This is a genomic window from Polaribacter filamentus (assembly GCF_002943715.1).
Lineage (GTDB): Bacteria > Bacteroidota > Bacteroidia > Flavobacteriales > Flavobacteriaceae > Polaribacter > Polaribacter filamentus.
Genome location: NZ_MQUA01000013.1, coordinates 2,688,845 through 2,713,321 on the forward strand (window position 1 = coordinate 2,688,845; position 24,477 = coordinate 2,713,321).

At 31.9% G+C, this 24,477-nt stretch carries 23 protein-coding genes and 1 pseudogene; 17 read left to right on the plus strand and 7 right to left on the minus strand.

The window, feature by feature from the left end; genetic code table 11:
- Positions 1 to 219 precede the first annotated feature (219 nt).
- Positions 220 to 2,919, plus strand: a complete 2,700-nt coding sequence (locus BST83_RS14280; protein WP_240614768.1) for a M16 family metallopeptidase — start codon at positions 220 to 222, stop codon at positions 2,917 to 2,919.
- A gap of 183 nt (positions 2,920 to 3,102) precedes the next feature.
- Here the strand turns inward: BST83_RS14280 and fabD are convergent, their stop codons facing one another.
- The gene (fabD, locus tag BST83_RS14285) at positions 3,103 to 3,987 is read right to left on the minus strand and encodes an ACP S-malonyltransferase (protein ID WP_104810373.1); all 885 of its coding nucleotides are present in this window, start codon (positions 3,985 to 3,987) and stop codon (positions 3,103 to 3,105) included.
- A gap of 198 nt (positions 3,988 to 4,185) precedes the next feature.
- Between fabD and BST83_RS14290 the strand changes: the two genes are divergently transcribed.
- The 12 genes from BST83_RS14290 to BST83_RS14345 all read left to right on the plus strand — a co-directional run bounded on the left by BST83_RS14290 (position 4,186) and on the right by BST83_RS14345 (position 17,121).
- Complete coding sequence (locus BST83_RS14290; protein WP_104810374.1) at positions 4,186 to 4,872, plus strand: queuosine precursor transporter; 687 nt, start codon at positions 4,186 to 4,188, stop codon at positions 4,870 to 4,872.
- A gap of 55 nt (positions 4,873 to 4,927) precedes the next feature.
- Positions 4,928 to 5,638: a DUF547 domain-containing protein gene (locus tag BST83_RS14295; RefSeq protein WP_104810375.1), complete on the plus strand. Its 711-nt coding sequence runs from the start codon at positions 4,928 to 4,930 to the stop codon at positions 5,636 to 5,638.
- Positions 5,639 to 5,674: 36 nt separating this feature from the next.
- The gene (locus BST83_RS14300) at positions 5,675 to 6,010 is read left to right on the plus strand and encodes an arsenosugar biosynthesis-associated peroxidase-like protein (protein WP_104810376.1); all 336 of its coding nucleotides are present in this window, start codon (positions 5,675 to 5,677) and stop codon (positions 6,008 to 6,010) included.
- A 270-nt stretch (positions 6,011 to 6,280) separates the two neighbouring features.
- A complete protein-coding gene (gene arsS / locus BST83_RS14305; protein ID WP_104810377.1) occupies positions 6,281 to 7,336 on the plus strand; it encodes an arsenosugar biosynthesis radical SAM (seleno)protein ArsS in 1,056 nt (351 codons plus the stop codon).
- A 39-nt stretch (positions 7,337 to 7,375) separates the two neighbouring features.
- A complete protein-coding gene (locus tag BST83_RS14310; RefSeq protein ID WP_104810378.1) occupies positions 7,376 to 8,053 on the plus strand; it encodes a TIGR04282 family arsenosugar biosynthesis glycosyltransferase in 678 nt (225 codons plus the stop codon).
- Between the two features lie 66 nt (positions 8,054 to 8,119).
- Positions 8,120 to 11,314 (plus strand): SusC/RagA family TonB-linked outer membrane protein, encoded by a 3,195-nt coding sequence (locus BST83_RS14315; protein ID WP_104810379.1) that lies wholly within the window; start codon positions 8,120 to 8,122, stop codon positions 11,312 to 11,314.
- 5 nt (positions 11,315 to 11,319) lie between these two features.
- Positions 11,320 to 12,759, plus strand: coding sequence for a SusD/RagB family nutrient-binding outer membrane lipoprotein (locus BST83_RS14320; RefSeq protein WP_104810380.1), 1,440 nt, complete (start codon positions 11,320 to 11,322; stop codon positions 12,757 to 12,759).
- An 87-nt stretch (positions 12,760 to 12,846) separates the two neighbouring features.
- Positions 12,847 to 14,208: a sodium:solute symporter family transporter gene (locus BST83_RS14325; RefSeq protein WP_104810884.1), complete on the plus strand. Its 1,362-nt coding sequence runs from the start codon at positions 12,847 to 12,849 to the stop codon at positions 14,206 to 14,208.
- Positions 14,193 to 15,020 carry a metallophosphoesterase family protein gene (locus BST83_RS14330; protein ID WP_104810381.1) on the plus strand — a complete coding sequence of 276 codons (828 nt, stop codon included), beginning with the start codon at positions 14,193 to 14,195 and terminating at the stop codon, positions 15,018 to 15,020. The genes BST83_RS14325 and BST83_RS14330 overlap by 16 nt, the downstream gene beginning before the upstream one ends.
- A gap of 7 nt (positions 15,021 to 15,027) precedes the next feature.
- On the plus strand, positions 15,028 to 15,519 hold the full coding sequence (locus BST83_RS14335) for a rhodanese-like domain-containing protein (protein ID WP_104810382.1): 492 nt from the start codon (positions 15,028 to 15,030) through the stop codon (positions 15,517 to 15,519).
- 169 nt (positions 15,520 to 15,688) lie between these two features.
- Positions 15,689 to 16,306, plus strand: a complete 618-nt coding sequence (locus tag BST83_RS14340) for a TIGR04282 family arsenosugar biosynthesis glycosyltransferase (RefSeq protein WP_104810383.1) — start codon at positions 15,689 to 15,691, stop codon at positions 16,304 to 16,306.
- Positions 16,306 to 17,121 (plus strand): purine-nucleoside phosphorylase, encoded by an 816-nt coding sequence (locus BST83_RS14345; protein ID WP_104810384.1) that lies wholly within the window; start codon positions 16,306 to 16,308, stop codon positions 17,119 to 17,121. The genes BST83_RS14340 and BST83_RS14345 overlap by 1 nt, the downstream gene beginning before the upstream one ends.
- A 433-nt stretch (positions 17,122 to 17,554) precedes the next feature.
- On the opposite strand, the pseudogene BST83_RS14350 reads toward BST83_RS14345, so the two are convergent.
- Positions 17,555 to 17,647: pseudogene (locus tag BST83_RS14350) on the minus strand (IS982 family transposase); the annotation flags it as partial.
- 218 nt (positions 17,648 to 17,865) lie between these two features.
- On the opposite strand from BST83_RS14350, the gene BST83_RS21520 reads away from it, so the two are divergent.
- Both BST83_RS21520 and BST83_RS21525 read left to right on the plus strand, forming a co-directional pair.
- Positions 17,866 to 18,051 carry a sterol desaturase family protein gene (locus tag BST83_RS21520; protein WP_367889171.1) on the plus strand — a complete coding sequence of 62 codons (186 nt, stop codon included), beginning with the start codon at positions 17,866 to 17,868 and terminating at the stop codon, positions 18,049 to 18,051.
- Positions 18,052 to 18,121: 70 nt separating this feature from the next.
- A complete protein-coding gene (locus tag BST83_RS21525; RefSeq protein WP_367889172.1) occupies positions 18,122 to 18,301 on the plus strand; it encodes a hypothetical protein in 180 nt (59 codons plus the stop codon).
- Positions 18,302 to 18,305: 4 nt separating this feature from the next.
- Here the strand turns inward: BST83_RS21525 and BST83_RS14360 are convergent, their stop codons facing one another.
- The 5 genes from BST83_RS14360 to BST83_RS14370 form a co-directional block, all read right to left on the minus strand.
- Positions 18,306 to 19,031, minus strand: a complete 726-nt coding sequence (locus tag BST83_RS14360; RefSeq protein WP_104810385.1) for a metallophosphoesterase family protein — start codon at positions 19,029 to 19,031, stop codon at positions 18,306 to 18,308.
- A gap of 318 nt (positions 19,032 to 19,349) precedes the next feature.
- Entirely contained in the window at positions 19,350 to 20,351 is a 1,002-nt protein-coding gene (locus BST83_RS14365; RefSeq protein WP_205853588.1) for a glycoside hydrolase family 113, read from the minus strand.
- Positions 20,352 to 20,377: 26 nt separating this feature from the next.
- On the minus strand, positions 20,378 to 20,524 hold the full coding sequence (locus BST83_RS19935) for a hypothetical protein (protein WP_170062794.1): 147 nt from the start codon (positions 20,522 to 20,524) through the stop codon (positions 20,378 to 20,380).
- A gap of 24 nt (positions 20,525 to 20,548) precedes the next feature.
- Positions 20,549 to 20,677 (minus strand): hypothetical protein, encoded by a 129-nt coding sequence (locus BST83_RS21170; RefSeq protein WP_302849466.1) that lies wholly within the window; start codon positions 20,675 to 20,677, stop codon positions 20,549 to 20,551.
- Between the two features lie 111 nt (positions 20,678 to 20,788).
- Positions 20,789 to 21,055, minus strand: coding sequence for a hypothetical protein (locus BST83_RS14370; protein WP_104810387.1), 267 nt, complete (start codon positions 21,053 to 21,055; stop codon positions 20,789 to 20,791).
- Positions 21,056 to 21,411: 356 nt separating this feature from the next.
- Here BST83_RS14370 and BST83_RS14375 point away from each other — a divergent pair, with 356 nt between their 5' ends.
- Both BST83_RS14375 and BST83_RS14380 read left to right on the plus strand, forming a co-directional pair.
- Positions 21,412 to 22,758, plus strand: coding sequence for an NAD(P)/FAD-dependent oxidoreductase (locus tag BST83_RS14375; protein ID WP_104810388.1), 1,347 nt, complete (start codon positions 21,412 to 21,414; stop codon positions 22,756 to 22,758).
- A 67-nt stretch (positions 22,759 to 22,825) separates the two neighbouring features.
- Positions 22,826 to 24,448 carry a 4Fe-4S binding protein gene (locus tag BST83_RS14380; RefSeq protein WP_104810389.1) on the plus strand — a complete coding sequence of 541 codons (1,623 nt, stop codon included), beginning with the start codon at positions 22,826 to 22,828 and terminating at the stop codon, positions 24,446 to 24,448.
- Positions 24,449 to 24,477 lie beyond the last annotated feature (29 nt).

Genomic DNA, 24,477 nt, shown 5'->3' on the forward strand with positions numbered 1-24,477 from the left:
TTAATTTAACAAAATAGAATGCAATTCTCCTTTTCATTTTAGTAACTTTCATCAATAAAAACCAAACTCAAATGAAAAAATACTTATTACTTTTATACTCACCACTATTTTTATAGGATGTAAAAATTCATCCGAAGAAAAAAAAGGAGAGAAATCGCCAGAATTAAGCATCAACTACAAAAAATAAAACTAGATAACGGTCTAGAGGTCGTTTTTCATGTGGATACATCAGATCCTGTGGTTGCCGTAGAATTGATGGTTCATGTTGGTTCTGCTAGAGAAATTGAAGGTAGAACTGGATTTGCACATTTATTTGAACACTTATTATTCTTAGAATCAGAAAATTTAGGAAAAGGAGGTTTAGATAAAATGAGCGCAAGAATTGGTGGTTCTGGTGCAAACGGCTCTACTTCTAGAGACCGAACAAATTACCTGCAAACGGTACCAAAAGATGGTTTAGAAAAAATGATTTGGGCAGAAGCCGATAAATTAGGCTGGTTTATAAACACCGTTACAGACGAAGTTTTGGCAAAAGAAAAGCAAGTTGTTAAGAATGAAAAAAGGCAGAGTTATGACAACAGACCTTATGGACATAATCAATATGTAATTGACAAAAATTTATATCCGAAAGATCATCCTTATAATTGGCAAGTAATTGGATCTTTAGAAGATTTGCAAAATGCAACTTTAGCCGATGTAAAAACATTTTTTAAAAAATGGTATGTTCCAAATAATTCTACTTTAGTTTTATCTGGAGATATTGATATTGAGCAAGCTACAAAATGGGTTCACAAATATTTTGAAGAAATTCCTAAAGGAACAGAAGAAATTCCTGCGCTTGTTAAAAGAGCCGGAAAAGTAGATGAAACTAAGTCTTTTTATTATGAAGACAACTTTGCTAGAGTACCTCAATTAACAATGGCTTGGCCAACGGTAGCTTCTTATCATCCAGATTCTTATCCTTTAGAGGTTTTAACTGAGTATTTATCCAGCGGTAAATCTGCTCCATTAAATGAAGTTTTGGTTGATGATTTAAAATTAACATCAAACACAACAATGTATAATTACAGTTCTGAATTAGCAGGACAAACACAACTTTTAGTAAGAGCTTTTGACGGCATACAATTAGACGCAATAAAAGCCGGAATTGAAAAAGCGTTTGAAAAATTTGAAGCAAAAGGAATCTCCGAAAAAGATTTAAACAGAATAAAAGCGGGTCAAGAAACTAATTTTTACAGCAGTTTATCTAGTGCTTTAGGCAAAGGAACGGGTTTAGCTTCCTACAATACTTATACAGGGAATCCTGGTTTTGTAACGGAAGATTTAAAAAACACAATCGCTGTAACCAAAGAAGATGTGATGCGTGTTTATAACCAATACCTCAAAAATAAAAATTACATTGCTACTAGTTTTGTTCCTAAAAACGTGGCTGATTTAGCTTTAAAAGGTGCTGTTTTAGCGGATGTTGTGGAAGAAGTAATTGTAACGGGAGCTGAGGAAAAATTTGACCCGAAAATTGCTGCAACGTATGAAAAAACTCCTTCAACTTTTGATAGAAGCATCGAACCTCCTTATGGTGAAACTCCTTCTTTAGCGGTTCCAAAAGTATATGAAAGTAGTTTAGAAAATGGTTTAAAGATATTCGGAATTGAAAGCAACGAAGTACCACTTGTGCGTTTTAATATTACTATTGATGGCGGCCAGTTATTAGAATCTTTCGATAAATTAGGCGTTGCCAATTTAACTGCAGGTCTATTAAACAAAGGAACTAAAAATAAAACAGTTAAAGAACTAGAAGAAGCAACTCAAGAATTAGGCGCTTTAATTTATATTTCTTCTGATACTGAAAACATTACTTTAAGCGGAACAACTTTAGCTAAAAACTACAACAAAACATTGGCTTTAGTGCAAGAAATGCTGTTAGAACCAAGGTTTGATGAAACAGAATTCGACTTATTAAAAAAAGCAACAATTGCAAATTTACGTCAAGAAGAAGGAAATCCGAATGCTGTTGCAAACAATGCGTACAATGAGTTGATTTACGGAGAAGACAATATTCGTTCTAAAAATACTTTAGGAACTTTAACATCCGTAGAAAAAATAACTATTGAAGATCTTAAAGCATTTTATAAAAATTATATTTCTCCTTCTGCTGCCAAAATGTTGGTTGTTGGAGACATATCAAAAGAAAAAGTAGTCGCTTCTTTAGAAAGTTTGAACAAAAATTGGATGGCCAAAGAAGTTAAAATTCCTGTTTATAAAACTCCTGATGCTCCAACAAAACCTGTCGTCTATTTTTATGACATTCCGAATGCAAAACAATCTGTTTTACAATTTGGTGCACCAGCCTTAGCAGCAACGGATAAAGATTATTACGCGGCTTCTGTAATGAATTATATTTTAGGCGGTGGTGGTTTTGCTTCTAGACTAACGCAAGAATTGCGTGAAGGAAAAGGGTATACCTACGGAATTCGTTCTGGTTTTTCTGGCACAAAAGCAAAAGGAAATTTTACAATTTCTAGCGGTGTAAGAAGTAATGTTACTTTAGAATCTGCACAAGCAGTGAAGAAAATTTTAGAAGAATACCCAACTACTTTTTCTGATAAAGATTTAGAAACTACCAAAAGTTTCTTAATTAAAAGTAATGCTAGAGCTTTTGAAACTGATAGAGCAAAATTACGAATGCTATCTGACATGAGTGCTTATGGTTTAAAATCTGATTATGTTAAAGACCAAGAAAATACAGTTAACAACATAACGAAAGAGCGAATTAAAGAATTGGCTCACAAATATGTGAATCCTAATAAAATGATTTGGCTAGTTGTGGGTGATGCCGAAACGCAATTAGAACGCATGAAAGAATTAGGGTATGGAGAACCTATCTTGTTGAATGAAAGACAGAAAAAGATAAAGAAATAAGACAGCTTCGCCTTTAAAATCGAGAACCTAGACTTAATTCTAACGAACTAAAATGGTTCTGTTTTTTTAAAAAATCCCAATTTCAAATTTGAAATTGGGATTTTTTTGATATCCAATAATATAAAACTACCGCAATAAATTTTGCATCAAAATTCTTGTCTCTTTTAAGTCTTGTTTCTAAAACTACTCAAAACTAGCTCCAGTAGCAGCAACACTTCTATCAATTTTGCGCATTAAACCTTGTAAAACTTTACCAGGTCCAACTTCTATAAACTCAGTTGCTCCGCTAGCAATCATTGCTTGTATAGATTGGGTCCATTTTACAGGCGCAGTTAATTGTAGCATTAAGTTTTTCTTAATTTCATCAGGATCTGTGACAGCATTTGCAGTTACATTCTGATACACCGCACACGTGGGTTTACTAAATGTAGTCGCTTCAATTGCAGCTGCTAATTCTTCTCTTGCTGGCTCCATCATTGGCGAATGAAACGCTCCACCAACCGGTAATATTACTGCCATTTTCGCACCTTTTTCTTTTAATATTACACACCCTTTTTCTACCGCTTCAATTTCTCCAGAAATCACTAATTGACCTGGGCAATTGTAATTTGCAGCAACAACGATTCCGACTATTGCAGCACAAACCTCCTCCACTATATTATCTTCTAAACCAATAATAGCGGCCATTGTAGAAGGTGCTATTTCACATGCTTTTTGCATTGCTAAAGCACGTTTAGAAACTAATTTTAAGCCGTCTTCGAAAGATAAAACTCCATTTGCAACCAAAGCAGAAAGTTCTCCTAAAGAATGACCTGCAACCATTTCTGGCTGAAATGACGCCCCTAAAACTTTGGCTAAAATTACCGAATGTAAAAAAATTGCTGGCTGCGTAACCTTCGTTTCTTTTAAATCTTCTGCAGTTCCTTCAAACATAATATCGGTTATTGAAAACCCCAAAATCTTATTAGCTTTTTCAAATAATTCTTGCGCTAAAGTAGACTTTTCGTATAAATCCAATCCCATTCCTGTAAATTGTGCTCCTTGTCCAGGAAAAATATATGCTTTCATAAAATATGTATTTTAACAACTATTTATTCATTTAATTATCGGCAAAAATAATCATTTTTATTGGAAGCTAATCCCGCTTTTCGCACTCGCTTTTTTGTAAAAACAAAAAGAGCTCAAACAATTGCTGCAATCGGGGCTACACCTATCAATTTACTTTTAGGTCTTTAAAGCTGATAAAATATGTATTAAATTCGCATAATGACAATAAAAGACAAACAATTAGCAGATAGTATTTATTTAATTCTTGCTGCATTATTTATAGCTTCTTTAGTAGCATCAAATTTAATCTTTCAAAAATTTTTTTTTTGGGAACCTTTTGGATTGTATCGCTTTGAAATTTCTGTAGGAATTTTACCGTATCCAATTACATTTTTAATTACAGATATTCTATCAGAAATTTATGGAAAGAAAAAAGCAAATCAAGTAGTAATTGCAGGGATTTTTGCTTCCTTTTTTTCAATAACCATTATTTTAATTGCAGATTTTACTCCTGCAATTGAAAATTCACCAATTAATAACAAAATATTTCATCAAGTTTTTGGTTTGTCACCTTTGGCAGTTTTTGCTTCTATGATTGCTTATTTATTTGCTCAATTTATAGATATAAGAATATTTCATTTCTGGAAAAACATCACAAAAGGCAGACATTTATGGTTGCGAAATAACTTTTCTACATTTGCATCTCAATTTATAGACACTTTTACAGTACTCGTTTTATTGTGCTCTTTTAACATTCTTCCTTGGTATATTTTTACATCTTTGTTAATAAGTGGTTTTCTCTTTAAAGTAATTATTGCGATTTTGGATACACCTATTTTATATGGAGTTGTTTTTCTTTTTAGAAAAAGATTCAACTTAAAAGTTGGTGAAGAAATTTTAGAGTAATTTTTGTAATTAACTCAAACTAGCTTCGTCTATATATTTAGAAATGAAAATAAGAATGAAAAAAATAGGTTTAGTATTAGTTGTCATTTTATTTGTATTAAAACTACATGCACAAACTACTGTTTTTGATGATTTATTACAGAAAAATTTAACTAAAAACGGAATTGTAGATTACAAATCTTTCAAAATTGACGAGGCTAAATTAGATAGCTATATTTCCTATTTAGAAAAAACTTCTCCAGAAAAAACTTGGTCAGAAAATAAACAAAGAGCCTTTTGGATAAATGCTTATAACGCATACACAATTAAAATTATCATAGAAAATTATCCACTAAAATCAATTATGGATATCAAACAAGAAGGAAATTCGGCTTGGAAAATTCCGTTTGCAAAAGTTGGAAACAAAATCTATACGCTAGATTATATAGAGCACAAAATTTTACGTAAAACAGTATTCGACCCAAGAATTCATGTGGGTGTAAATTGCGCTTCTGGTTCTTGTCCGAAGTTATCAAATATTGCATTTACAGAAGAAAATATAGATTCAGAATTATCGAGATTAATGAAAGACTTCATCAACGATTCATCAAGAAATAAAATTTCGAAAGAGACCCTTGAGATTTCTTCAATTTTTGATTGGTTTAAAGATGATTTTACCAAAAAAAGTTCTTTAATAGCGTATTTAAATACCTATTCTAAAACTAAAATAAACGCAAATGCTAAAATCTCTTATTTGAAATATGATTGGAGTTTAAACAGCAAATAAATTATTACCTTTCGCTTTTTAAAAAGAAAAAAACACATGTCAAAAACATATTACGATGCTGCTGATTTAAGAAAATTTGGGAAAATAACAGAATGGAGCGAGGAACTAGGAAATAAGTTTTTTGATTATTACGGAAAAGTTTTTGAAGAAGGAGCCTTAACGGCTCGCGAAAAGTCTTTAATTGCCTTGGCAGTTGCGCATACAGAACAATGCCCATATTGTATTGATGCGTATACAAAAGATGGTTTGCAACGCGGAATTACCAAAGAACAAATGATGGAAGCGATTCATGTTGGTGCAGCAATTAAAAGTGGTGCAACCTTGGTTCACGGTGTTCAAATGATGAATAAGGTAAACAAGTTAGAAATGTAAGCAGAGAACCATTTTTGTTTTTAGCAAAAATGTATGAATCGCTTATCCTGAGTTTTTACGAAGGATCTTAAAGTAATTAATTTCTAAAAAAATACATAGACAAACTCTGAGGAATTCTTCTTCAAAATCGATTTTTCGAAAATAAAAAAAATCATTAGAATAAATCCATCAAAAAAAAACCAAACCAAAGTTTTCTACTTAAATAAAGTAAAGAATTAAAACATAAATTCAGAATTTCATCAAAAAGATACTGAAACAAGTTCAGCATATATGGCTACAAAATCATTAAAAGCAAGAAATAACGATATCGCAAATACATCTCGTCAAATGGAAATTCTTTCTGAAGGAATTTTCGCAAACGGAGAATTACCAACTTTTGCTGAAAAAATTAAAGAAACAAATCAGTTTCCTTTACGCCCTAAGAAACTAGAAATTTTACAGATAAATTTGGGATATATGTGCAACCAAGTTTGTTCTCATTGTCATGTGGATGCTGGCCCAGACAGGAAAGAAATCATGACTTTAGGCACCATGAAACAATGTTTGGAAGTCATTAAAAAAACAGAAGCACATACGTTAGATTTAACTGGTGGCGCACCAGAAATGAATCCTAATTTCAGATGGTTTGTAGAAGAAGCATCCAAAGCCGGAATTAAAGATTTCATTGTGCGTTCTAACCTAACAATTATTAGAGCAAATAAAAAATACCACGATTTGCCTGAGTTTTTCAAAAAACATAAGGTGCATGTGGTTTCTTCTATGCCGCATTGGACACGTGGAAAAACAGATAAACAACGTGGTGATGGTGTTTTTGATAAATCAATAAAAGCATTACAAGAACTAAATGCCGTTGGTTATGGATTAGAAGGTTCTGATTTGAAATTAGATTTAGTATACAATCCTTCAGGAGCTTTTTTACCTGGAGATCAAACGGCGTTAGAAAATGATTTCAAAAAAGCGCTAAAAGGTGATTTTGATATTAATTTTCATAATCTTTTTGCAATTACCAATTTACCAATTAGTCGTTTTTTAGATTATTTAATTGCTTCAGAAAATTATGAAGATTATATGATTTCTTTGGTAGATGCATACAATCCTGCCGCCGTTGCAAATGTAATGTGCACAAATACGCTTTCTATAAGTTGGGATGGTTGGTTATATGACTGCGATTTTAATCAGATGTTAAATTTAAAAGTCGCGAGTAAAGTTAAACATATTTCAGATTATAACGAAGAATTATTACAAGACAGAAATATCATAATCAATCAACATTGTTATGGTTGCACTGCTGGCGCAGGAAGCAGCTGTCAAGGAGTTGTTGCTTAATTAATTGCTTAAGGAGCATACGCTGTTGTTAAAATAAAAATGAAAACCAAAACTGCCATATTATTATTTGCAAATTCTGCTAAAAAAGAAGCAGAGAGAAAATCGTTTCTTTCTGTGGATGTTTTTTCTGCATTGAATCGTCAAATCTTAAAAACGGTAGAAAAATCTGGAATTACATTTTTTCATTTTACCGAAAAGCAACAAATTGGAAGCTCTTTTGGCGAACGTTTTTCAAACGCTATTGAATCAGTCTTTAAAAAGGGATTTACAAATATAATTACTATTGGTAACGACACGCCGCATTTAAAAACCCATCATTTAATTGATACTTTGCATCAATTAGAAAAAACCGATTTGGTTCTAGGTCCTACAAAAGACGGTGGTTTCTATTTAATGGGAATTAAAAAAGAGCATTTTAATACAGAAACTTTCTTGAAATTACCTTGGCAAACCAATCGTTTGCATGCCTCAATTGTTTCGATTTCAAATTCTAAAAATTTAGAAATACAGTTTTTAGAACTGTTAATGGACCTTGACTCAAAGGAAGATATAGAGAGCATCATCAATAGTTTTAAAGGAATTTCATTATCAATTTTAAAACTTTTATATCAATTATTCTTTAGTATTAAAAATATCTTTTTTGAGTACAAAATCTACATTTACAAAACTTCTTTTTCACAAAACTTCAACAAAGGCTCCCCATCTATTTTTGCGTAATTCGGGTCTATATTGATTTCTAAAATCAATAAAAAATCAAATTTATTTTACACAAAAAAAGATTAAATGAAACACTTTTTTATGTGGGTTCTATTGCTTTTTGCGAGCAATAGCTTTTCACAAATAAAAATTACGGGTACAATTACACAGAAAAATACAGGAGAAAAAATTCCTTATGTTAGTATTTCGTCCTCAATAAGAAACGGAACAACTTCTGATATTAACGGAGAGTATAGCATCGAAATTTTAGAGAAAAACACTTATTTAACTTATTCTTCTTTAGGATATAAAACTCAAAAAATCGCCATTGGTAATCAAACAGTTATTAACATTCAATTAGACGAAATAGAAACTAATTTAAACGAAATTGTAGTTACTGCTTTGGGTGTAAATAGAAACACCAAAGAACTTGGTTATGTAGTTCAAGAAATAAAATCTAAAGATATTTCCGAAATAAAAACACCCAATTTTTTAGATAATTTAGCAGGTAAATTAGCCGGAGTTACCATTTCTCAGGGTGCAACAGGTGTTGGTTCATCATCAAAAATAACCATTCGGGGTGAAGCTTCTTTTTCTAATAATAATCCGCTTTTTGTGGTTGATGGAACGCCCATAAACAACAACACCGTTTTTAATTTTACCAATGAAGCTGCTGCAGGTTTTCAAGAAATAGATTTTGGAAACGGCGCAATGGAAGTAAATGCCGATGATATTGAATCTGTTACGGTTTTAAAAGGACCAAGTGCTGCTGCGCTTTATGGCACTCGAGCTTCTAACGGTGTGATTGTGATTAAAACAAAAGACGGAACGAAAAAAAAAGGTTTAGGAATTAGCATCAATTCTTCTATTACTTTTGATACTGCTTTTCGTTTGCCTGATTTTCAAAATGAATATGGACAAGGAAATTCTGATAACTTTAAATATGGAAATGGTTTAGGCAACGGAATTAATGATAATATTACGTATTCTTGGGGACCAAGATTAGACACAGGAAACTTGATTGCGCAATTTGATTCTCCTGTTAACTTGCCAAATGGAACTATTGTTCGTGGTGGAGACACTTCTCTATATAATGGTTTGCCAATTACGCCCACTTTATTTAAATCAAACCCTAATAATTTAAAAGATTTCTATCAAACAGGAATTACAACGAGTAATAATATTTCTATAAATGATGAATTTGACAGCGGCTCCTATCGCCTATCTTTTACAAATTTAGACAGTGAATCTATTATTCCTGGAGTAAATTTAGATAGAAAAACGGTGGCTTTAAAGATGAATTTTAATCCGACAGAAACGACAAAAATAACTTCTTCTGTGAGCTACGTAAATTCTAGTAGTGACAATAGACCTGCAAATGGTTACGGAAGTGAAAATGTAAATTACTCTTTGGTTGCCTGGGGTCCGCGTTCTTTAAATATCAACAGTTTAAGAAACTATTGGCAACCTGGTTTAGAAGGTGTTCAGCAGTATTCTTTTAACTATACGTATTTTGATAATCCTTTTTTTATTTTACAAGAAAACACCAATTCTTTTAATAGAGACCGTCTTTTTGGAAATGTTGCTATAAACCATAAATTCACTGAAAACCTGAGTATTTCTCTACGTTCTGGAATGGATTATTCATCAGAAAAAAGAGAATTTAAACGTAATTTTAGTTCAAATCGCTTTAAAAACGGAGCCCATGCAGAACACGATGTTTTTTATAGAGAAATAAACACCGAATTCTTACTCAACTATAAAAATAATTTTGGTTATTTTTCTTTTGATACTTCTTTTGGAGGAAATAGATTAGACCAAAAAGCATCCACCAAACAGAGTCAAACTACAAACTTGGCGCAACCTGGTATTTTTAGTTTAAACAATGCAGCGTCTCCAATAGAAGTTTTTCAATTTAATTCTCAAAAAAGAATTAATTCTTTGTACGGAATTGCAAAATTGGGTTACAAAGATTATTTATATATAGATATTACTGGCAGAAATGATTGGTCTAGTGCATTAGCAACTCCATTTTCTGTGGATGGAACTTCGTTCTTTTATCCATCAATTTCATCGAGTTTTATTTTATCAAACTATACAAAATTACCAGAAAACATCTCATTTGCAAAATTAAGAGCCAGTGCTGCACAAGTTGGTAATGATACGAATCCATATCAAACTTCGGGTGCTTTTGTATCACAAACAACCTTTAACGGACAACCTACTTTTAGCAATCAAAATTTTATCCCGAATGCAAACCTAAAACCAGAAGTTACTACTTCGTATGAATTTGGTGCAGATGTAAGATTCTTTAAAGATCGATTAAGTGTAGATTTTACGTATTATAATGCAACTACAAAAGATCAAATTATTTCTTTACCCATTCCAATTTCATCAGGATACAATCAACAAGTTGTAAATGGTGGAAAAGTAAATACGACGGGTGTAGAAATTATTTTAGGCGGAACACCTATTAAAAACAAAAATTTTACATGGAATACTATTTTTAATTTTGCAACAAACAAATCGGTCATTAAAGATTTGCCGCAAGAAAACGGTCGTTTAACATTAGCGTATAGCAGAATTTATGACAGCGCAAATCAAACAGTTTGGTTTCAAGTAGAAGAAGGCGGAGAGGTTGGAGATTTTTACGGAACAGGATATAAAAAAAATGCTGAAGGTCAGTTTTTAATTGATGATAATGGAAGTTATATTGCAGACAATACTTTACAGAAATTAGGAAACTACAATCCTGATTTTACTTTAGGATGGAGTAATTCTTTTCAATACAAAAATTGGAATGCTAGTTTTTTGTTTGATTGGCGTCAAGGAGGCGAAATTGTTTCTAGAACTAGCGCTTTAGGTAATGTTGGCGGCCAATTAGCAGAAACTTCTTTTAGACCAGATACTGGAATTGTAGCGCAAGGAGTAAACGTAAATACAGGACAACCAAACACCATTGCTGTTTCTGCAGAAAGCTATTACCGAAAATTTTACGATAGAAATCACGAAGAAAATAATGTCTATGATGCTTCGTTTTTAAAAGTACGTCAGTTTTCAATTGGTTATACGTTGAATTTAAATGAAGGTTTTTTAGGATTACAAGATGTTTCTACAATGAACTTTTCTTTTATAGGAAACAATTTGTTTGTGATTACAGAAAATCCACATTTTGATCCAGAGCAATTAGCGGTTCAAGGAAATGGTTTTGTAAGCGGAGTGGAAGATATGAGTTACGCTACCAGCAGAAGTTTAGGTTTTAAAGTAGCATTTAATTTTTAAAAAACATGAAAAAATTTATATACATATTTGCAATTCTAGGAGTTAACTTCATCAGTTGCACCAAAGATTTTGAAGAAATAAATACTAATCCGAATGCACCTGTTTTTGTGCAACCCAATTTATTATTAAGACAAGTAATTTACGATTTTGGCGAAAACATGAGCTATGAAGGTTTTGTTGCGGGCGATTTATTAGCGCAACACAGAACCGCATTAGACTTTAATTTATTTGACAGACACGATTTAAAAAGTCCACAATTAGGCGGTAATCCTTGGCCAATATTTTACACCAATTTACGCGATACTGAAATCATTTTAAAACAAGCCAAAGAAAATCAGGCTTTTGCCGTTTATCAAGGACCTGCCTTGATTTTAAAAGCATATATGGCAGCTGGATTAACAGATTTATTTGGTGATGTTCCTTATTTTGAAGCTTTCAACGGAATTGAAGGATCGGTAACACCAGCGTATGATTTACAGTCAGCTATTTATCAAAATGAAAACGGAATTTTAGATAATTTAGATAAAGCAATTGCAGCAATAAATGCATATACTGGTTCTATACCTTTAGAAGGAGATATTTTATACAATGGAAACCTAAACGGCTGGATACAATTTGCAAACTCATTAAAAATAAAATATCTCATCAGAATTTCGGGTAAAGTAAATGTTTCTTCCGAATTGCAAACATTGTTTACTGAGGGAAATTATATCAAAAATAATATAGAAAATGCCATTTTTGATTTTACAAATACAGAACCAAACAGTTTTAGACTAGCACAATTGCGAGTAGGCGATTTTAATAATTTTGTACTCTCTGAAACGATGGAAGAAATTTTGATCAATTTAAATGATGCTAGAATTACTACTTTTTTTAGACCGTTTTCAAACTCAACTTCCAATGAGTTTAATGGCTTAATTAACGGAATTGATGCATCATCAACTTCAATAGCTTTGTCTGATTATTCTTTAGCAGGAAATGCTTTTAGAGAAGACACCTCTTCTTTAGACGCTAATTTTATGACTGCTTGGGAAACTAGTTTTTTACTGGCAGAAGCTGCTGAAAAAGGATTGATAAATGCCAACGCAGAAACTTTATATAATTTAGGCGTTACACAAGCATTTGACTATTGGAATACCAACTTACCGACAAACTATTTAACTGGGAATGCTAATTTTAATGCTATTGGGAAAACCCCTTTACAACAAATTATTACCCAAAAATGGATTGCTTCTGTAATTTACGGCTACGAAGGTTGGATTGAATATAGAAGAACAGGTTTCCCTGCTCTAAAAAAAGTTTCAGCAAGTTTAAACAACGGCAATATTCCGGCAAGAATGCCTTATCCTGCTGAAGAAGCAACCTTAAATCAAGAAAATTATAAAGTGGCAGAAACGACCACAAATGGAAATAGTCTAGACGTAAAAGTTTGGTGGAACGAATAAAAAGCCTCCCTTAATTGCTCCAAAGGAGTGAAACTGTTGTGAAAAAAATAAATAAAAAGAGAAAACATGATAACATCAATTATTCATATGAGTGAGAACTCACTCCCTTCGGCAGGTTTGGGGTGGGCTTTTCAATGGGCGTTGATTATAGTATCAAGTTTAATCTTGTTCTTTTTATCACCACTAGCAAAAACAACCGACCAGTTCTTTAAAGCTGTGAATCAAAAAAAGGCTCCAAATACGTTGGTATTAATGGGCAGCTTAATCATCTCTTGGATTTTTGCTAAAAGTATTACCAATGCAGCAAATCTTGGTTTAAGTTTTGGTTTAGTTGGAGGCGTTGCGTATGCTGCATATTATCTTTCGTTTGCCGTTGCCGGAATTATTATTTATCAACTAAGAACAAAAGGAGGTTTTAAAAGCATCCACGAATTTCTAATCTCTAAATTCGGAAAAAATGCGATGGCAATTTTTTCTATTTTAATAGCTTTTAGGTTATTTAATGAAGTTTGGAGCAATACCATGGTTATTGGTACTTATTTTGGAGAACAAGGAAGTACACCTTATTACTGGGCAATTATTGTATTTACAGTTTTAACCTTAGCCTACGCTATAAAAGGCGGTTTAAGTAGCTCTATTTTCACGGATGTTATTCAAATGGTATTATTCTCTGTTTTATTAATCATTATTTTAGGAACTATTTTTTCTACGGATGACTTTTCATCCAAAGAGGTTATAGACTCAGGAACTTGGAGCTTTGAATTGGGATTAAACCTATTTTTCGCAGCGATTATTCAATCTTTTAGTTATCCATTTCATGATCCTGTTTTAACAGACAGAGGTTTTATTTCATCACCCAAAGTAACAAGAAAAAGTTTTTTATGGGCGAGTTTTTTAGGTGCAATTTGTATTATTTTATTCAGTTTTATAGGGATTTACGCACAAAAAAAAGGCATGCAAGGACAGGCTGCTGTTGAAGTTGGAAAAGCCCTTGGCGTCGTTATTTTATTAGTCATTAATTTTATTATGATTACCTCTGCGGCTTCCACATTAGATTCCACTTTTTCGTCATTTTCTAAACTATTAGCAATCGATTTAAAGATTAAAAAAACAGTTTCCTTTGGAAGAATTGCAATGATTGTAATTGCTGTCTTAGGAACGCTTCCTGTATTTTTTGGAGCAGAAATTTTATCAGCAACGACCATTTCTGGAACAATGGTAATTGGCCTCACGCCTATTTTTATTTTTTGGAATGTAGAAGTACCAAAAATTAGCTTTTATTTAAGTGTTTTCTGCGGATTAATCTTCGGAATTTTATTAATTTTCAATCAATTTCCAGAAAGTTTGATTTTCACAAAAGGGAAGTACGCAGATTTACTTTGGGTAAATGTTTGGGGAATTTTAAGTTGTAACATGTTATATTTTATTCCGAAATGGGTCAGAAAATAGAGAATTTAGGTAAAATACCAGGTAAAATAATCCTTTTTGGAGGAATTTACAGCAATCTACAAGCTTTAGAGGCTTTGAAACAAATTTCAGAAAAAGAGAATATTGCGCCAGAAAACTGTATTTGTACAGGAGATATTGTTGGCTATTGCGCTCAACCAGAAGAAACCGTGCAACTGTTTAAATTATGGGGCGCAAAAAGTATTGTTGGTAATGTAGAAATCCAATTAAGAGAAAATGCTCAAGATTGTGGCTGTGAATTTAAAGAAGGTTCTAGATGTGATGGTTTTTCACAATTATGGTATCCGTATGCGCAAAGTAAATTATCAGAAAATTCTTTAGAATTTCTAAAAACGTTACCAAATCATATCAATTTTCAATATGCTGGTAAAAATATAACTGTTGTTCATGGTTCGTATTTTAATGTATCAGAATTTATATTTAAATCCACCGACTGGGAAGTTAAAAAACCAAATTTTGATGCAACAGATTCTGATGTTCTCATTGCTGGTCATTGTGGTTTGCCTTTTTACCATCAAGAAGAAAATAAACTTTGGTTAAACCCTGGTGTTATTGGAATGCCTGCAAATGACGGAAATCCTAATGTTTGGTATGTAATTTTAGAAGACTCGAATGATTTGTTTAACTTTACACATCACACATTAAATTACAATTTCAAACTAACAAGTAAGTTGATGCAAAATGGATTGCTTCCAGAAGAATATTCGCGAACCATTGTTACCGGAATTTGGGATAATACAGAAATTTTACCCACATTTGAAAGTGGTTTACAAGGATTCGGAATTCAATTATAAATTTAAAATGAAGAAAATTTTAATACTTTTTTTAGTCGTTAGTTCAACTACTTTTGCGCAGAAAAAATTAGATAAACTGCTAAATAAATGGAACAACAAAAATGTTCCTTATATGTCTGTGGAAACACTAGCAATGCCAAAAACGAAGGCTATTTTGTTAGATGCTAGAGAAGAAAAAGAGTATAATGTCAGTCATATAAAAGATGCTCTTTTTGTTGGTTACGATGATTTTAAAATCCAAGAGACTTTAAAAAAATTACCAAAAGATAAAAACACTAAAATTGTGGTGTATTGCTCTTTGGGTATTCGTTCAGAAAAAATTGCGGACAAACTCATCAAAGAAGGTTACATGAATGTTTATAATTTGTACGGTGGAATTTTTGAATGGAAAAATGCCGATTTTCAGGTGATTGATGCGTTCGGAAACGCCACAGAAAAAGTGCATACTTTTAATGAAGGTTGGAGTAAATGGTTGAAAGAAGGTGAGAAAGTGTATTAGTTGTTGGCAGTAAAATAGTCCGCATTTAGCATTAGCAGTTTTTAGTGATTACTGTTACGTATTAAAACTATAAATAAAAAAAGCAAATGAAAATTATCATACATAGGTGCAGAACATAAAACCTATGTTTCTATGTGGTAAAAAATTTAAAACACAATTTATTTTATCAATGATAAAAAATCTAAAAAGTAAAAATCTATTACTAATTTTCACTAGAAATCCTGAATTAGGAAAAGCAAAAACACGTTTAGCAAAAACTGTTGGTGATGAAACTGCTTTAGAAATCTATAAACTTTTATTAGAAAAAACGTGTAATGTTTCAGCCAAAGTTACAGCTGATAAAGCGGTATATTATTCCGTAAAAGTCAGATATGAAGATATTTGGGATGAAAACAGTTATCAGAAACACCAACAAGTTGGAGAAGATTTAGGAATTAGAATGCTACATGCTTTTAAAAACGGATTTGATGCTGGGTATCAAAAAGTACTAATTATTGGAAGTGATTTGTGTGATTTAACATCAGAAATTATTGAAAGTGCATTTGTAGAATTAGATACTAATGATGTTGTTATTGGCCCTGCAGAAGATGGCGGTTACTATTTATTAGGAATGAATTCCTTGCATACAGCTATTTTTAAAAATAAAGATTGGGGAACTTCATCTGTTAGAAAAGATACTTTAGCAGATTTAAAAGATAAAAAAGTACATTTGTTACAAGAACTGAATGATGTGGATGTTTTTGAAGATATTGAACACCATCCTGCTTTTCAACAATTTTTAAAATAATGAAAAAACAACAATTACAAGAAACTATCGATTTTTTAAAATCCGAAGGAATTACACAGCCAGAAATAGGGATTGTGCTAGGAACAGGTTTAGGAAAATTAGTGCAAGAAATTTCAATTGAAAAAGAAATTGCCTATGCTGACATTCCCAATTTCCCTGTGGCAACAGTAGAATTCCATTCTGGAAAATTAATTTATGGAGAATTGTCAGGAAAAAAAGTACTTGTAATGGCCGGTAGGTTTCATTTATATGAAGGTTATAATGCTTGGGAAATTACTTACGGAATTAGAACAATGCACGGTTTAGGAATTAAAAACTTACTAATTTCGAATGCGGCAGGAGCAATTAATTTATCCTACAAAAAAGGCGATTTAATGCTGATTAACGACCACATAAATTTACAAGGAAGTTCGCCTTTGGCTTTTAAAGGCGCTAATGATTTTGGTAACATTTTTGCCGATTTATTAGAACCGTACTCGAAAGAAATCAACCAAAAAATAAAAAACATTGCTAAAGAACATACCATTCTTTTGCATGAAGGAGTTTACACGAGTGTTTTAGGACCTCAACTAGAAACGAGAGCAGAATACAGAATGTTGCAAATTTTAGAAACAGATGCTGTTGGTATGAGCACTGTGCCAGAGGTTATTGTTGCCAAGCAACTTAATTTGCCTTGTGCTGCTATTTCCGTTTTAACAGACGAATGTGATCCTAAAAATTTACAACCTGTTAATATTGCAGAAATTATTGCCATCGCAGGTAAAGCAGAACCTAAAATGATTACACTTTTTAAAGAAGTAATAAAAGTTTTATAATCCAAAAGGACACTTACCGTTTCAAAAAACTGATAGGTGTTTTTCTAAACATTATTTATGTAGTATGCCTATTTACAACTGCAAACTAGTATAACTTCCGACTTTTAAAAGTATTCTATTTTCTTCTTTCCCCGTGCTTAGCCTAGATCTAAGCTTGTTTCTACTTTTTCAGAAAGAACATTCCAATCCAAAAAAAAGAATAGCTTTCGAAAGTTATAAAACTGAATACGAATACTTTGCACTTCACTAAATTAAAAATACATAATTTGATACTTAAAGCAACAGCTCTTAATATAAAAAATAATAGAATCTAAAAAGCATCTATTTAAAACTGCTTCTTAATTATTGGTTGCTATTTAAAAAAATACGGGTAAACCGAAAACCAAATTAGAGTAGGCACATATTTTAAAACTATATAAACCCTTTGTGCATTTTAAATTAAACTAATTTTAATATTGTTTATATTTCTATTAAAAATAAACTTATTGATATATTGTATTGTTGTTAAAGATGTTATTTTTATTAAACTTAATTGTACTGCCTGCCTTGTCAAATTCAGCGGCACAATTGTTTAATGATATTTTAGGAATTGTAAATATATCAATTGCTAATTTTCAATTAGTACAAATCAACGCGCTTCTTTTTTGGGCTTGAATTTTAATCTTTTTTGTGGTGGTGGATTTTGTGCAATGATGTACGCACAGATTGTTGCATCAATTCGAATTTCTTTGGAGTTTCCACAAAGTGCATCACTCTGTAAAACATATAGGTTTTGCCGCTCATTTGCGTTATCGTTGGATGGAATCGCTAATCTACGGTTCTATAAAATACATTCCGTTAGCAATTATTGGCGGCTTTTGTGCACAAGATGTTGCGCTAGTTCATTTCTTTAACATTACCAATGGTCATTTAAATCACGCAAAATATTAATTGGGATTATAGTTTTTTAAACTATTTTTTAAAAAACACAAAAATGCGTATTTGACATCATGCAAAAGAGTTGTCAAAAGAAATAATCAGTGGTGTTAATTATGCAATAACTTTAAGCATTCGGGATTATATTTTCAAAATAAATTACATTCCGTATTCTGGTAGAGATCTAGAATTAGGTTTTGACGGTGATGAACATTTCCCCAAAAATTTCATCAAACAAGAATTTTATACTTTAGAAAAAAATTAAATTACTAATTCCTCCCTTTTTCCCCAGGATATAAACTAGGTAAATTATCACTTTGAAAAAAGGCCTTTGTATCAATATTTATTCCCGTTACTTTTCCTTTAAAGGCAGCACCTGTATCAATATTCCATACATTGGCAATGTTCATTGGCAAAGGCTCGTTGTAGTTCGTTGTTGGTGTATGACCAATGTAAATTTCTTTGTAATGCAACAATCTCTTCGGATAAAACATGGAGACTTTTTGGATGTTTTTATCCATCACCAAAAGCATCTCCCACAGCGATCTGTCTAAATAAAAAAGTTCTTTAAATTTCTCATTTTCAACACCATGAACAGAAGTAAAACCGGCATGTAAAAACAACCTATTTTGAACGTCTAAATGATACAAAGGCAAATTTTCTAAAAAAAGTAGATGTTGGTGCCTTTTTTCATCCGGAAAGCCTTCATAACTCTCCATCGTTTCTTTGCCACCATGCATATACCAGGACGGATGCACCACATCACTTTTCAACCAATTTTGACACCAAAAATCATGGTTTCCTTTAAGTATAATACAGTTAAACTTCTCTGAAAGATTGATTAAAAAATCGATGACTTGGGCAGATTCACTCCAACCATCTACATAATCGCCCATAAAAATAAGTGTGTCTTCTTCCTTAATTTCTAACTTATTTAAAACCTGAAGTAAGGCTTTTAATCCGCCATGAATATCGCCAATTGCAAAAGTGCTCATCTAAATTTTATTTTTTGCAAAATTAAGGCTTTATCAAAAAGAAGGAAGGAATTTTATATTAAATTTAGATCAAAAACACTAGTCAATCCGAAAAACCTAAGCCTACTTTAAAATTGTTTTGATTATTATTAATTTAAATCCCTAAGAACCAAGCACATTATTTTAATCTCTCAGATTTTTCTTAAAATGGAAGTTTTAGTCTTTATTGTTCCTTAAATTTTAATCTAATAAGGGAATTATTTCTTGTGAAAAGAAGAGAAAAAGAAGATTCCAAAAAAGAAAGAAAATTAAAGTAACTGTTTCAGCTTCACAAATAAATTATTGTTGATATAATTTTCTAATTAGGTCTTCTGCTGGTTTATTTTGTGGTGTAAATCTATTGTTATTTCCGCCGCCAACTTCGCTGTGTTTATGAAACCATTTCCAAGCAAAGCCGCCAGCAAACCAATCTTCTTTCCAAAACTGATTGTGTATTGCTTGCAAGCCATTTACCTGTGCTTGTAAATTCACATTGCCTTCTAACCTATCTACAAACCACGGTTGTTTTGCATTGTAATCGACACTTCTATAACCAAATTCTGTAAATAAAATTGGTTTATTGTATTGCTTCTGGATTCTCATAATTTCTTCTTTATGAGACTTCCAACCAATTTCTAATTCTGCCACGGTTGGGTTTTTTTTATCACTTAACGGAAAATATGCATCAATGCCAATAAAATCGACTTCACCCCAAAAAGGAACCCTTTTAAATTCATCCCAATTTGCGGCATAGGTTAATTTTCCTTTATAAATTTCTCTAATTTCTTTAATCAGCTTTTGCCAATAATTAGGTCTGTTGATCACAAATTTTTCTAGTTCTGTTCCTATACAAAGAATATCAGCATGTATTTCTTGTGCAGCTTTTGCGTATGTTAAAATAAATGCTGAATATGATTCTTCTAAAATTCTCCATTGTTCTTCAGAATGCATTTCTATTAAACCCGTAAATTCTCCGCGCCAAACCCAAATTTGTGGTTTCACCATAATTTTTACATCATTCTTTTGAAACTCTTGTGCATATTGCAATAAACCGTTTTTGGTTTCTCCAAACCATTGTTTGTCTGTATTGTGTGTAATTTTGGGTGATGCTAATTCTTTTATAAAACCAAAAGGCATCAAAGCTACATAATTGCTTTGAATCTTTAAAACCGGATTTGTGTGTGTAGTATCAATTTTATCTCTTGAAGCCACAAAACTTAATCCGTTAATTTTTTTCGTTTGACTTTTGCAGGATATTTGCAAAAAGATGAGTAGTAAAAATAGAAGTTTTGTTGTTTTCATAAATCTCCTAAAAATACTAATTTTAATTAAAACAACGGTCTCAAACCGACGTTAAAACTTTGCCTTAAACCGGTATCATCTCCTCTTATAAACTTGCTGAATAAAACTTCTAGATTTAAGGTGGTATTTAATTGATATTTCTCTACTAAACCAACGGATGTATGGTCTTGCATAAAGTCTCCTATTCGCTAATAATGTTACACAAAACCTAAAACAGTCGTTTTATCCCTTGGAAAATAACTCATAAAAACACCCGGAGCTAGCACAAAAGTATTATTTGCAAAACTAGCTTCCTCGCCAAAATTATACTCGGTATTTAACTCCATAAATAATTGCCATTTTCCGTTTGGATAGATATGATCATAGAAAAAACGATTTTAAAATGTAAATGCAGCTTTATCTAAAAATACACCATTCACATCAGATTCATCCTCAATTTAAGGAATATGAAACGCACTTTGAATAGAGAAATTGCCAATAGTTGAAATTGGCTGCCATTTTACAGCCGGCGCAAAAGAAGACAAGCCATTTATTGAACTAGCATCCTGCGCCAAATTAAAAACAGCGGTTATACTTTTTCCGTTTATCGTATTTGATCTATATTCTAACAACAAACCAATATTTAAGCGGTTGTTATCAGAAATTCCTGTAAAAACATTTACGGTTGATGTAAAATAAGTTTCTTTTGCTTTATCAGAATTCACTCCAATATAACTTCCTCTTGTTTCCTTATATAAGATATTAAAAAGCTTAATATCTCACTGTCCTTTGCTTAATCATTTTAACGGCGTATCGGTTTGTATATTACTTTTTATAGTATCATCTCATTGAACAACAGTATTAAAGCTAATAAGTAAGGTTGCAATACAGATACTCTTAAAAAATCTATTTTTCATTCTTAGGATAAATTTATAACTTAACTATTAGTATAAACAAGTCTTTACAATAGCTAAATACTTACATGTTTTTAGGTATTTTTTTATTTATAACTATTCTAAATTAGTTTTCACCATTAAGGTCTTAACTTTAACATCGACTTAAAAGTAGAAATTAACCAACTATGGAACATATTGTAATTATTGGAAATGGAATTGCCGGAATTACTGCTGCAAGACATATTAGAAAAAATTCTGATAAAAAAATTACGGTAGTTTCTGCCGAAACCAAATACTTTTTTTCCAGAACTGCCCTTATGTATGTGTATATGGGCCATCAAAAATTTGAGCATACGCAACCTTATGAAAATTGGTTTTGGGATAAAAACCGCATCGATCTAAAAGAAGGTTTGGTAGAAACCATTAATACAGATCAAAAAAGATTAGAATTTAAAGATTTATCAACAATTTATTATGACCAATTAATTATTGCCACAGGTTCGAAACCTAATAGATTTGGTTGGAAAGGTCAAGATTCAGTGGGTGTTATGGGCATGTATCATAAACAAGATTTAGAAAACTTAGAAAAACACGCACCTAATAATGAAGTTTGTAAAAGAGCCGTAATTGTTGGTGGTGGATTAATAGGAATTGAACTAGCAGAAATGCTAATAAGTAGAAAAATTCCGGTTACTTTTTTAGTTCGAGAAGATAGTTTCTGGAACGGAGTTTTACCTGCGCAAGAATCAGAAATGATTAATAAACATATTTTAGAACATCATATAGATTTGCGCTTAAGCACCAATTTAAAAGAAATAAAAGCGGATGAAAATGGCAAAGTAACATCCGTGATAATTGAAGAAACTGGCGAAGAAATTGCCTGTAATGTTGTTGGCTTAACTGCCGGCGTTACACCGAATATAGATTTTCTCAAAAATTCAAAAATTGAAACAAAAAAGGGTGTTTTAGTCAACCGTTTTTTAGAAACAAATATTGCTGATGTTTTTTCAATTGGCGATTGTGCAGAACAAAAAGAACCGATTGGACAACGAAGAACTATTGAAGCGGTTTGGTACACAGGAAGAATGATGGGAGAAACGGTTGCACAAACAATCTGCGACAATAAAACCGAGTACAAACCGGGTCATTGGTTTAATTCAGCCAAATTTTTAGACATTGAATACCAAACGTATGGCTGGGTATTTAGTGAAGTAACTAAGCAAGAAAATGAAAGTTATTTTCAGTGGCAGCATCCAAAAGAAAATAAATGTATTACAATTTCTTATGATGCAACTTCTAGACAATTTTTAGGGATTAATACCTTCGGGATTCGAATGAGACATGAAATTTTTGACAAATGGCTTTCCCAAAATAAACCTATAGAACATGTTCTAGAATTTCTGACGGATGCAAATTTTGACCCTGAGTTTTACAAATTACACGAAGCGGAAATTGTGGCGAAATTCAATCAAGAAAACAATACAAATATCCAATTAAAAAAGAAAAGTTGGAAAAGAATATTCAGTATTTAAGGGTATTAATTAGTGAAAAATCAACCAAATCAACCAAATCAATTTATCATAAAACTAAAATATTATTGTGAAATTTATAAAAAACCTAGGTTTAATAATCTTTATTATTGGATTAACGATCTTTACGGCATCCGTTTTTACAGGCTCTTTTAACTTAACTCAACCGGAATTAAATTCTTATATTTCTGATAAAGGATATAAAAGTGAAATCATAAAAGCAGAACTTTCTAAAGCAATCGTTATTACTAATGATATTAATATTTTTGAATTTTCAAGCAAAGTAAGAGCGGCTTTTGAAACCTCTAATAATTATTATGATGCACAAATTGCAAAATATAGCGCAGAAAAAAATTGGGCTAAAAAAAGTGAGCAATATGCATATAAAATTTTTGGAAAACCTCATTCTTTAAGTTACGAACTAGCTAAAAAATCAGGCAAAGGGTTTATTAAAGAAAACCCCGGTCTCGTTTGGTTTTTAACTTTTGGATTGGGAATTATCGGAGCGTTATTATTTATCCTTCCAAATCTAATTTTATTAGGAAAACCGGGTATAAAAAACGACGGAATTTACCACGAATCTGCCACAAATCGCGGCTGGATTGCTTGGTTGGTACTTGTTTATTTAGTTACTTTTTATTTAGTGCTGTATTTTAGACCAGATTACGTGGTAAACTGGACGTTTATTTTTGATCCAATTAGCAACTTTTTAAATGGCGGTGATGCTAGTCAATGGTTTGTTTACGGATTTTTATATTGTACCATTATGTTGGTTATGGGTGCAAGGATGTACATTAAATACAGACATGATAAATATCAAATTGTAAGAACAACTTCTGTTTTATTTTTTCAAATCGTATTTGCTTTTTTAATTCCGGAAATAATGACTAGCTTAAATATGCCGGGATACGATTTTAAAAATGCCTTTCCTTTAGACTATGATTTTTTCTTCGAATGGAATATAGAAAGCCTTAAGAATAGCGGCGGAATTGGGATTTTTATTTTAGTTTGGGGAATTGTATTAACCTTAGTAATTGTGCCAGTAATGGTGTATTTCTTTGGTAAAAGATGGTACTGCTCTTGGGTTTGTGGTTGTGGAGGTTTGGCAGAAACTTTAGGTGATCCTTACAGACAAAACTCAGACAAAACATTAAAATCATGGAAATTGGAAAGATGGTTAATTCATTCTGTTTTAGCATTTTCCTTATTGATGACCGTAGTTACTTTGTATTGCTATTTTTCTGGAGCACAATCTTTTTTAGGCATTAAATCTCAATGGATAAAAGATACCTATAGTTTTTTAATTGGTGCTTGGTTTGCAGGTGTAATTGGTACAGGGTTTTACCCTATTTTTGGTAACCGTGTTTGGTGTAGGTTTGGTTGTCCTTTAGCTGCTTATTTAGGGTTTGTGCAACGTTTTAAATCGCGTTTTAGAATTACAACCAATGGCGGACAGTGTATTTCTTGCGGAAATTGTTCTACCTATTGTGAACAAGGAATTGATGTTAGAGCGTATGCACAAAAAGGTGAAAACATTGTGCGTTCTAGCTGTGTTGGTTGCGGAATTTGTTCTGCGGTTTGCCCAAGAGGAGTTCTAAAATTAGAAAATGGGCCAGAAGACGGGAGAATAAATCCTACAGAAATTTTATTAGGAAATGATGTTGATTTAATGAATCTAATTAATAAAAAATAAGTATTTAGTTAACAGTTTCTAATCAAAAT

Bases quoted from the DNA above. Each gene is read 5' to 3' on its own strand.
- fabD (WP_104810373.1), bottom strand. From the start codon at position 3,987: ATGAAAGCATATATTTTTCCTGGACAAGGAGCACAATTTACAGGAATG.
- BST83_RS14290 (WP_104810374.1), top strand. From the start codon at position 4,186: ATGACAATAAAAGACAAACAATTAGCAGATAGTATTTATTTAATTCTT.
- BST83_RS14295 (WP_104810375.1), top strand. From the start codon at position 4,928: ATGAAAAAAATAGGTTTAGTATTAGTTGTCATTTTATTTGTATTAAAA.
- BST83_RS14300 (WP_104810376.1), top strand. From the start codon at position 5,675: ATGTCAAAAACATATTACGATGCTGCTGATTTAAGAAAATTTGGGAAA.
- arsS (WP_104810377.1), top strand. From the start codon at position 6,281: ATGGCTACAAAATCATTAAAAGCAAGAAATAACGATATCGCAAATACA.
- BST83_RS14310 (WP_104810378.1), top strand. From the start codon at position 7,376: ATGAAAACCAAAACTGCCATATTATTATTTGCAAATTCTGCTAAAAAA.
- BST83_RS14315 (WP_104810379.1), top strand. From the start codon at position 8,120: ATGAAACACTTTTTTATGTGGGTTCTATTGCTTTTTGCGAGCAATAGC.
- BST83_RS14320 (WP_104810380.1), top strand. From the start codon at position 11,320: ATGAAAAAATTTATATACATATTTGCAATTCTAGGAGTTAACTTCATC.
- BST83_RS14325 (WP_104810884.1), top strand. From the start codon at position 12,847: ATGAGTGAGAACTCACTCCCTTCGGCAGGTTTGGGGTGGGCTTTTCAA.
- BST83_RS14330 (WP_104810381.1), top strand. From the start codon at position 14,193: ATGGGTCAGAAAATAGAGAATTTAGGTAAAATACCAGGTAAAATAATC.
- BST83_RS14335 (WP_104810382.1), top strand. From the start codon at position 15,028: ATGAAGAAAATTTTAATACTTTTTTTAGTCGTTAGTTCAACTACTTTT.
- BST83_RS14340 (WP_104810383.1), top strand. From the start codon at position 15,689: ATGATAAAAAATCTAAAAAGTAAAAATCTATTACTAATTTTCACTAGA.
- BST83_RS14345 (WP_104810384.1), top strand. From the start codon at position 16,306: ATGAAAAAACAACAATTACAAGAAACTATCGATTTTTTAAAATCCGAA.
- BST83_RS14360 (WP_104810385.1), bottom strand. From the start codon at position 19,031: ATGAGCACTTTTGCAATTGGCGATATTCATGGCGGATTAAAAGCCTTA.
- BST83_RS14365 (WP_205853588.1), bottom strand. From the start codon at position 20,351: ATGAAAACAACAAAACTTCTATTTTTACTACTCATCTTTTTGCAAATA.
- BST83_RS19935 (WP_170062794.1), bottom strand. From the start codon at position 20,524: ATGCAAGACCATACATCCGTTGGTTTAGTAGAGAAATATCAATTAAAT.
- BST83_RS21170 (WP_302849466.1), bottom strand. From the start codon at position 20,677: ATGGAGTTAAATACCGAGTATAATTTTGGCGAGGAAGCTAGTTTTGCA.
- BST83_RS14375 (WP_104810388.1), top strand. From the start codon at position 21,412: ATGGAACATATTGTAATTATTGGAAATGGAATTGCCGGAATTACTGCT.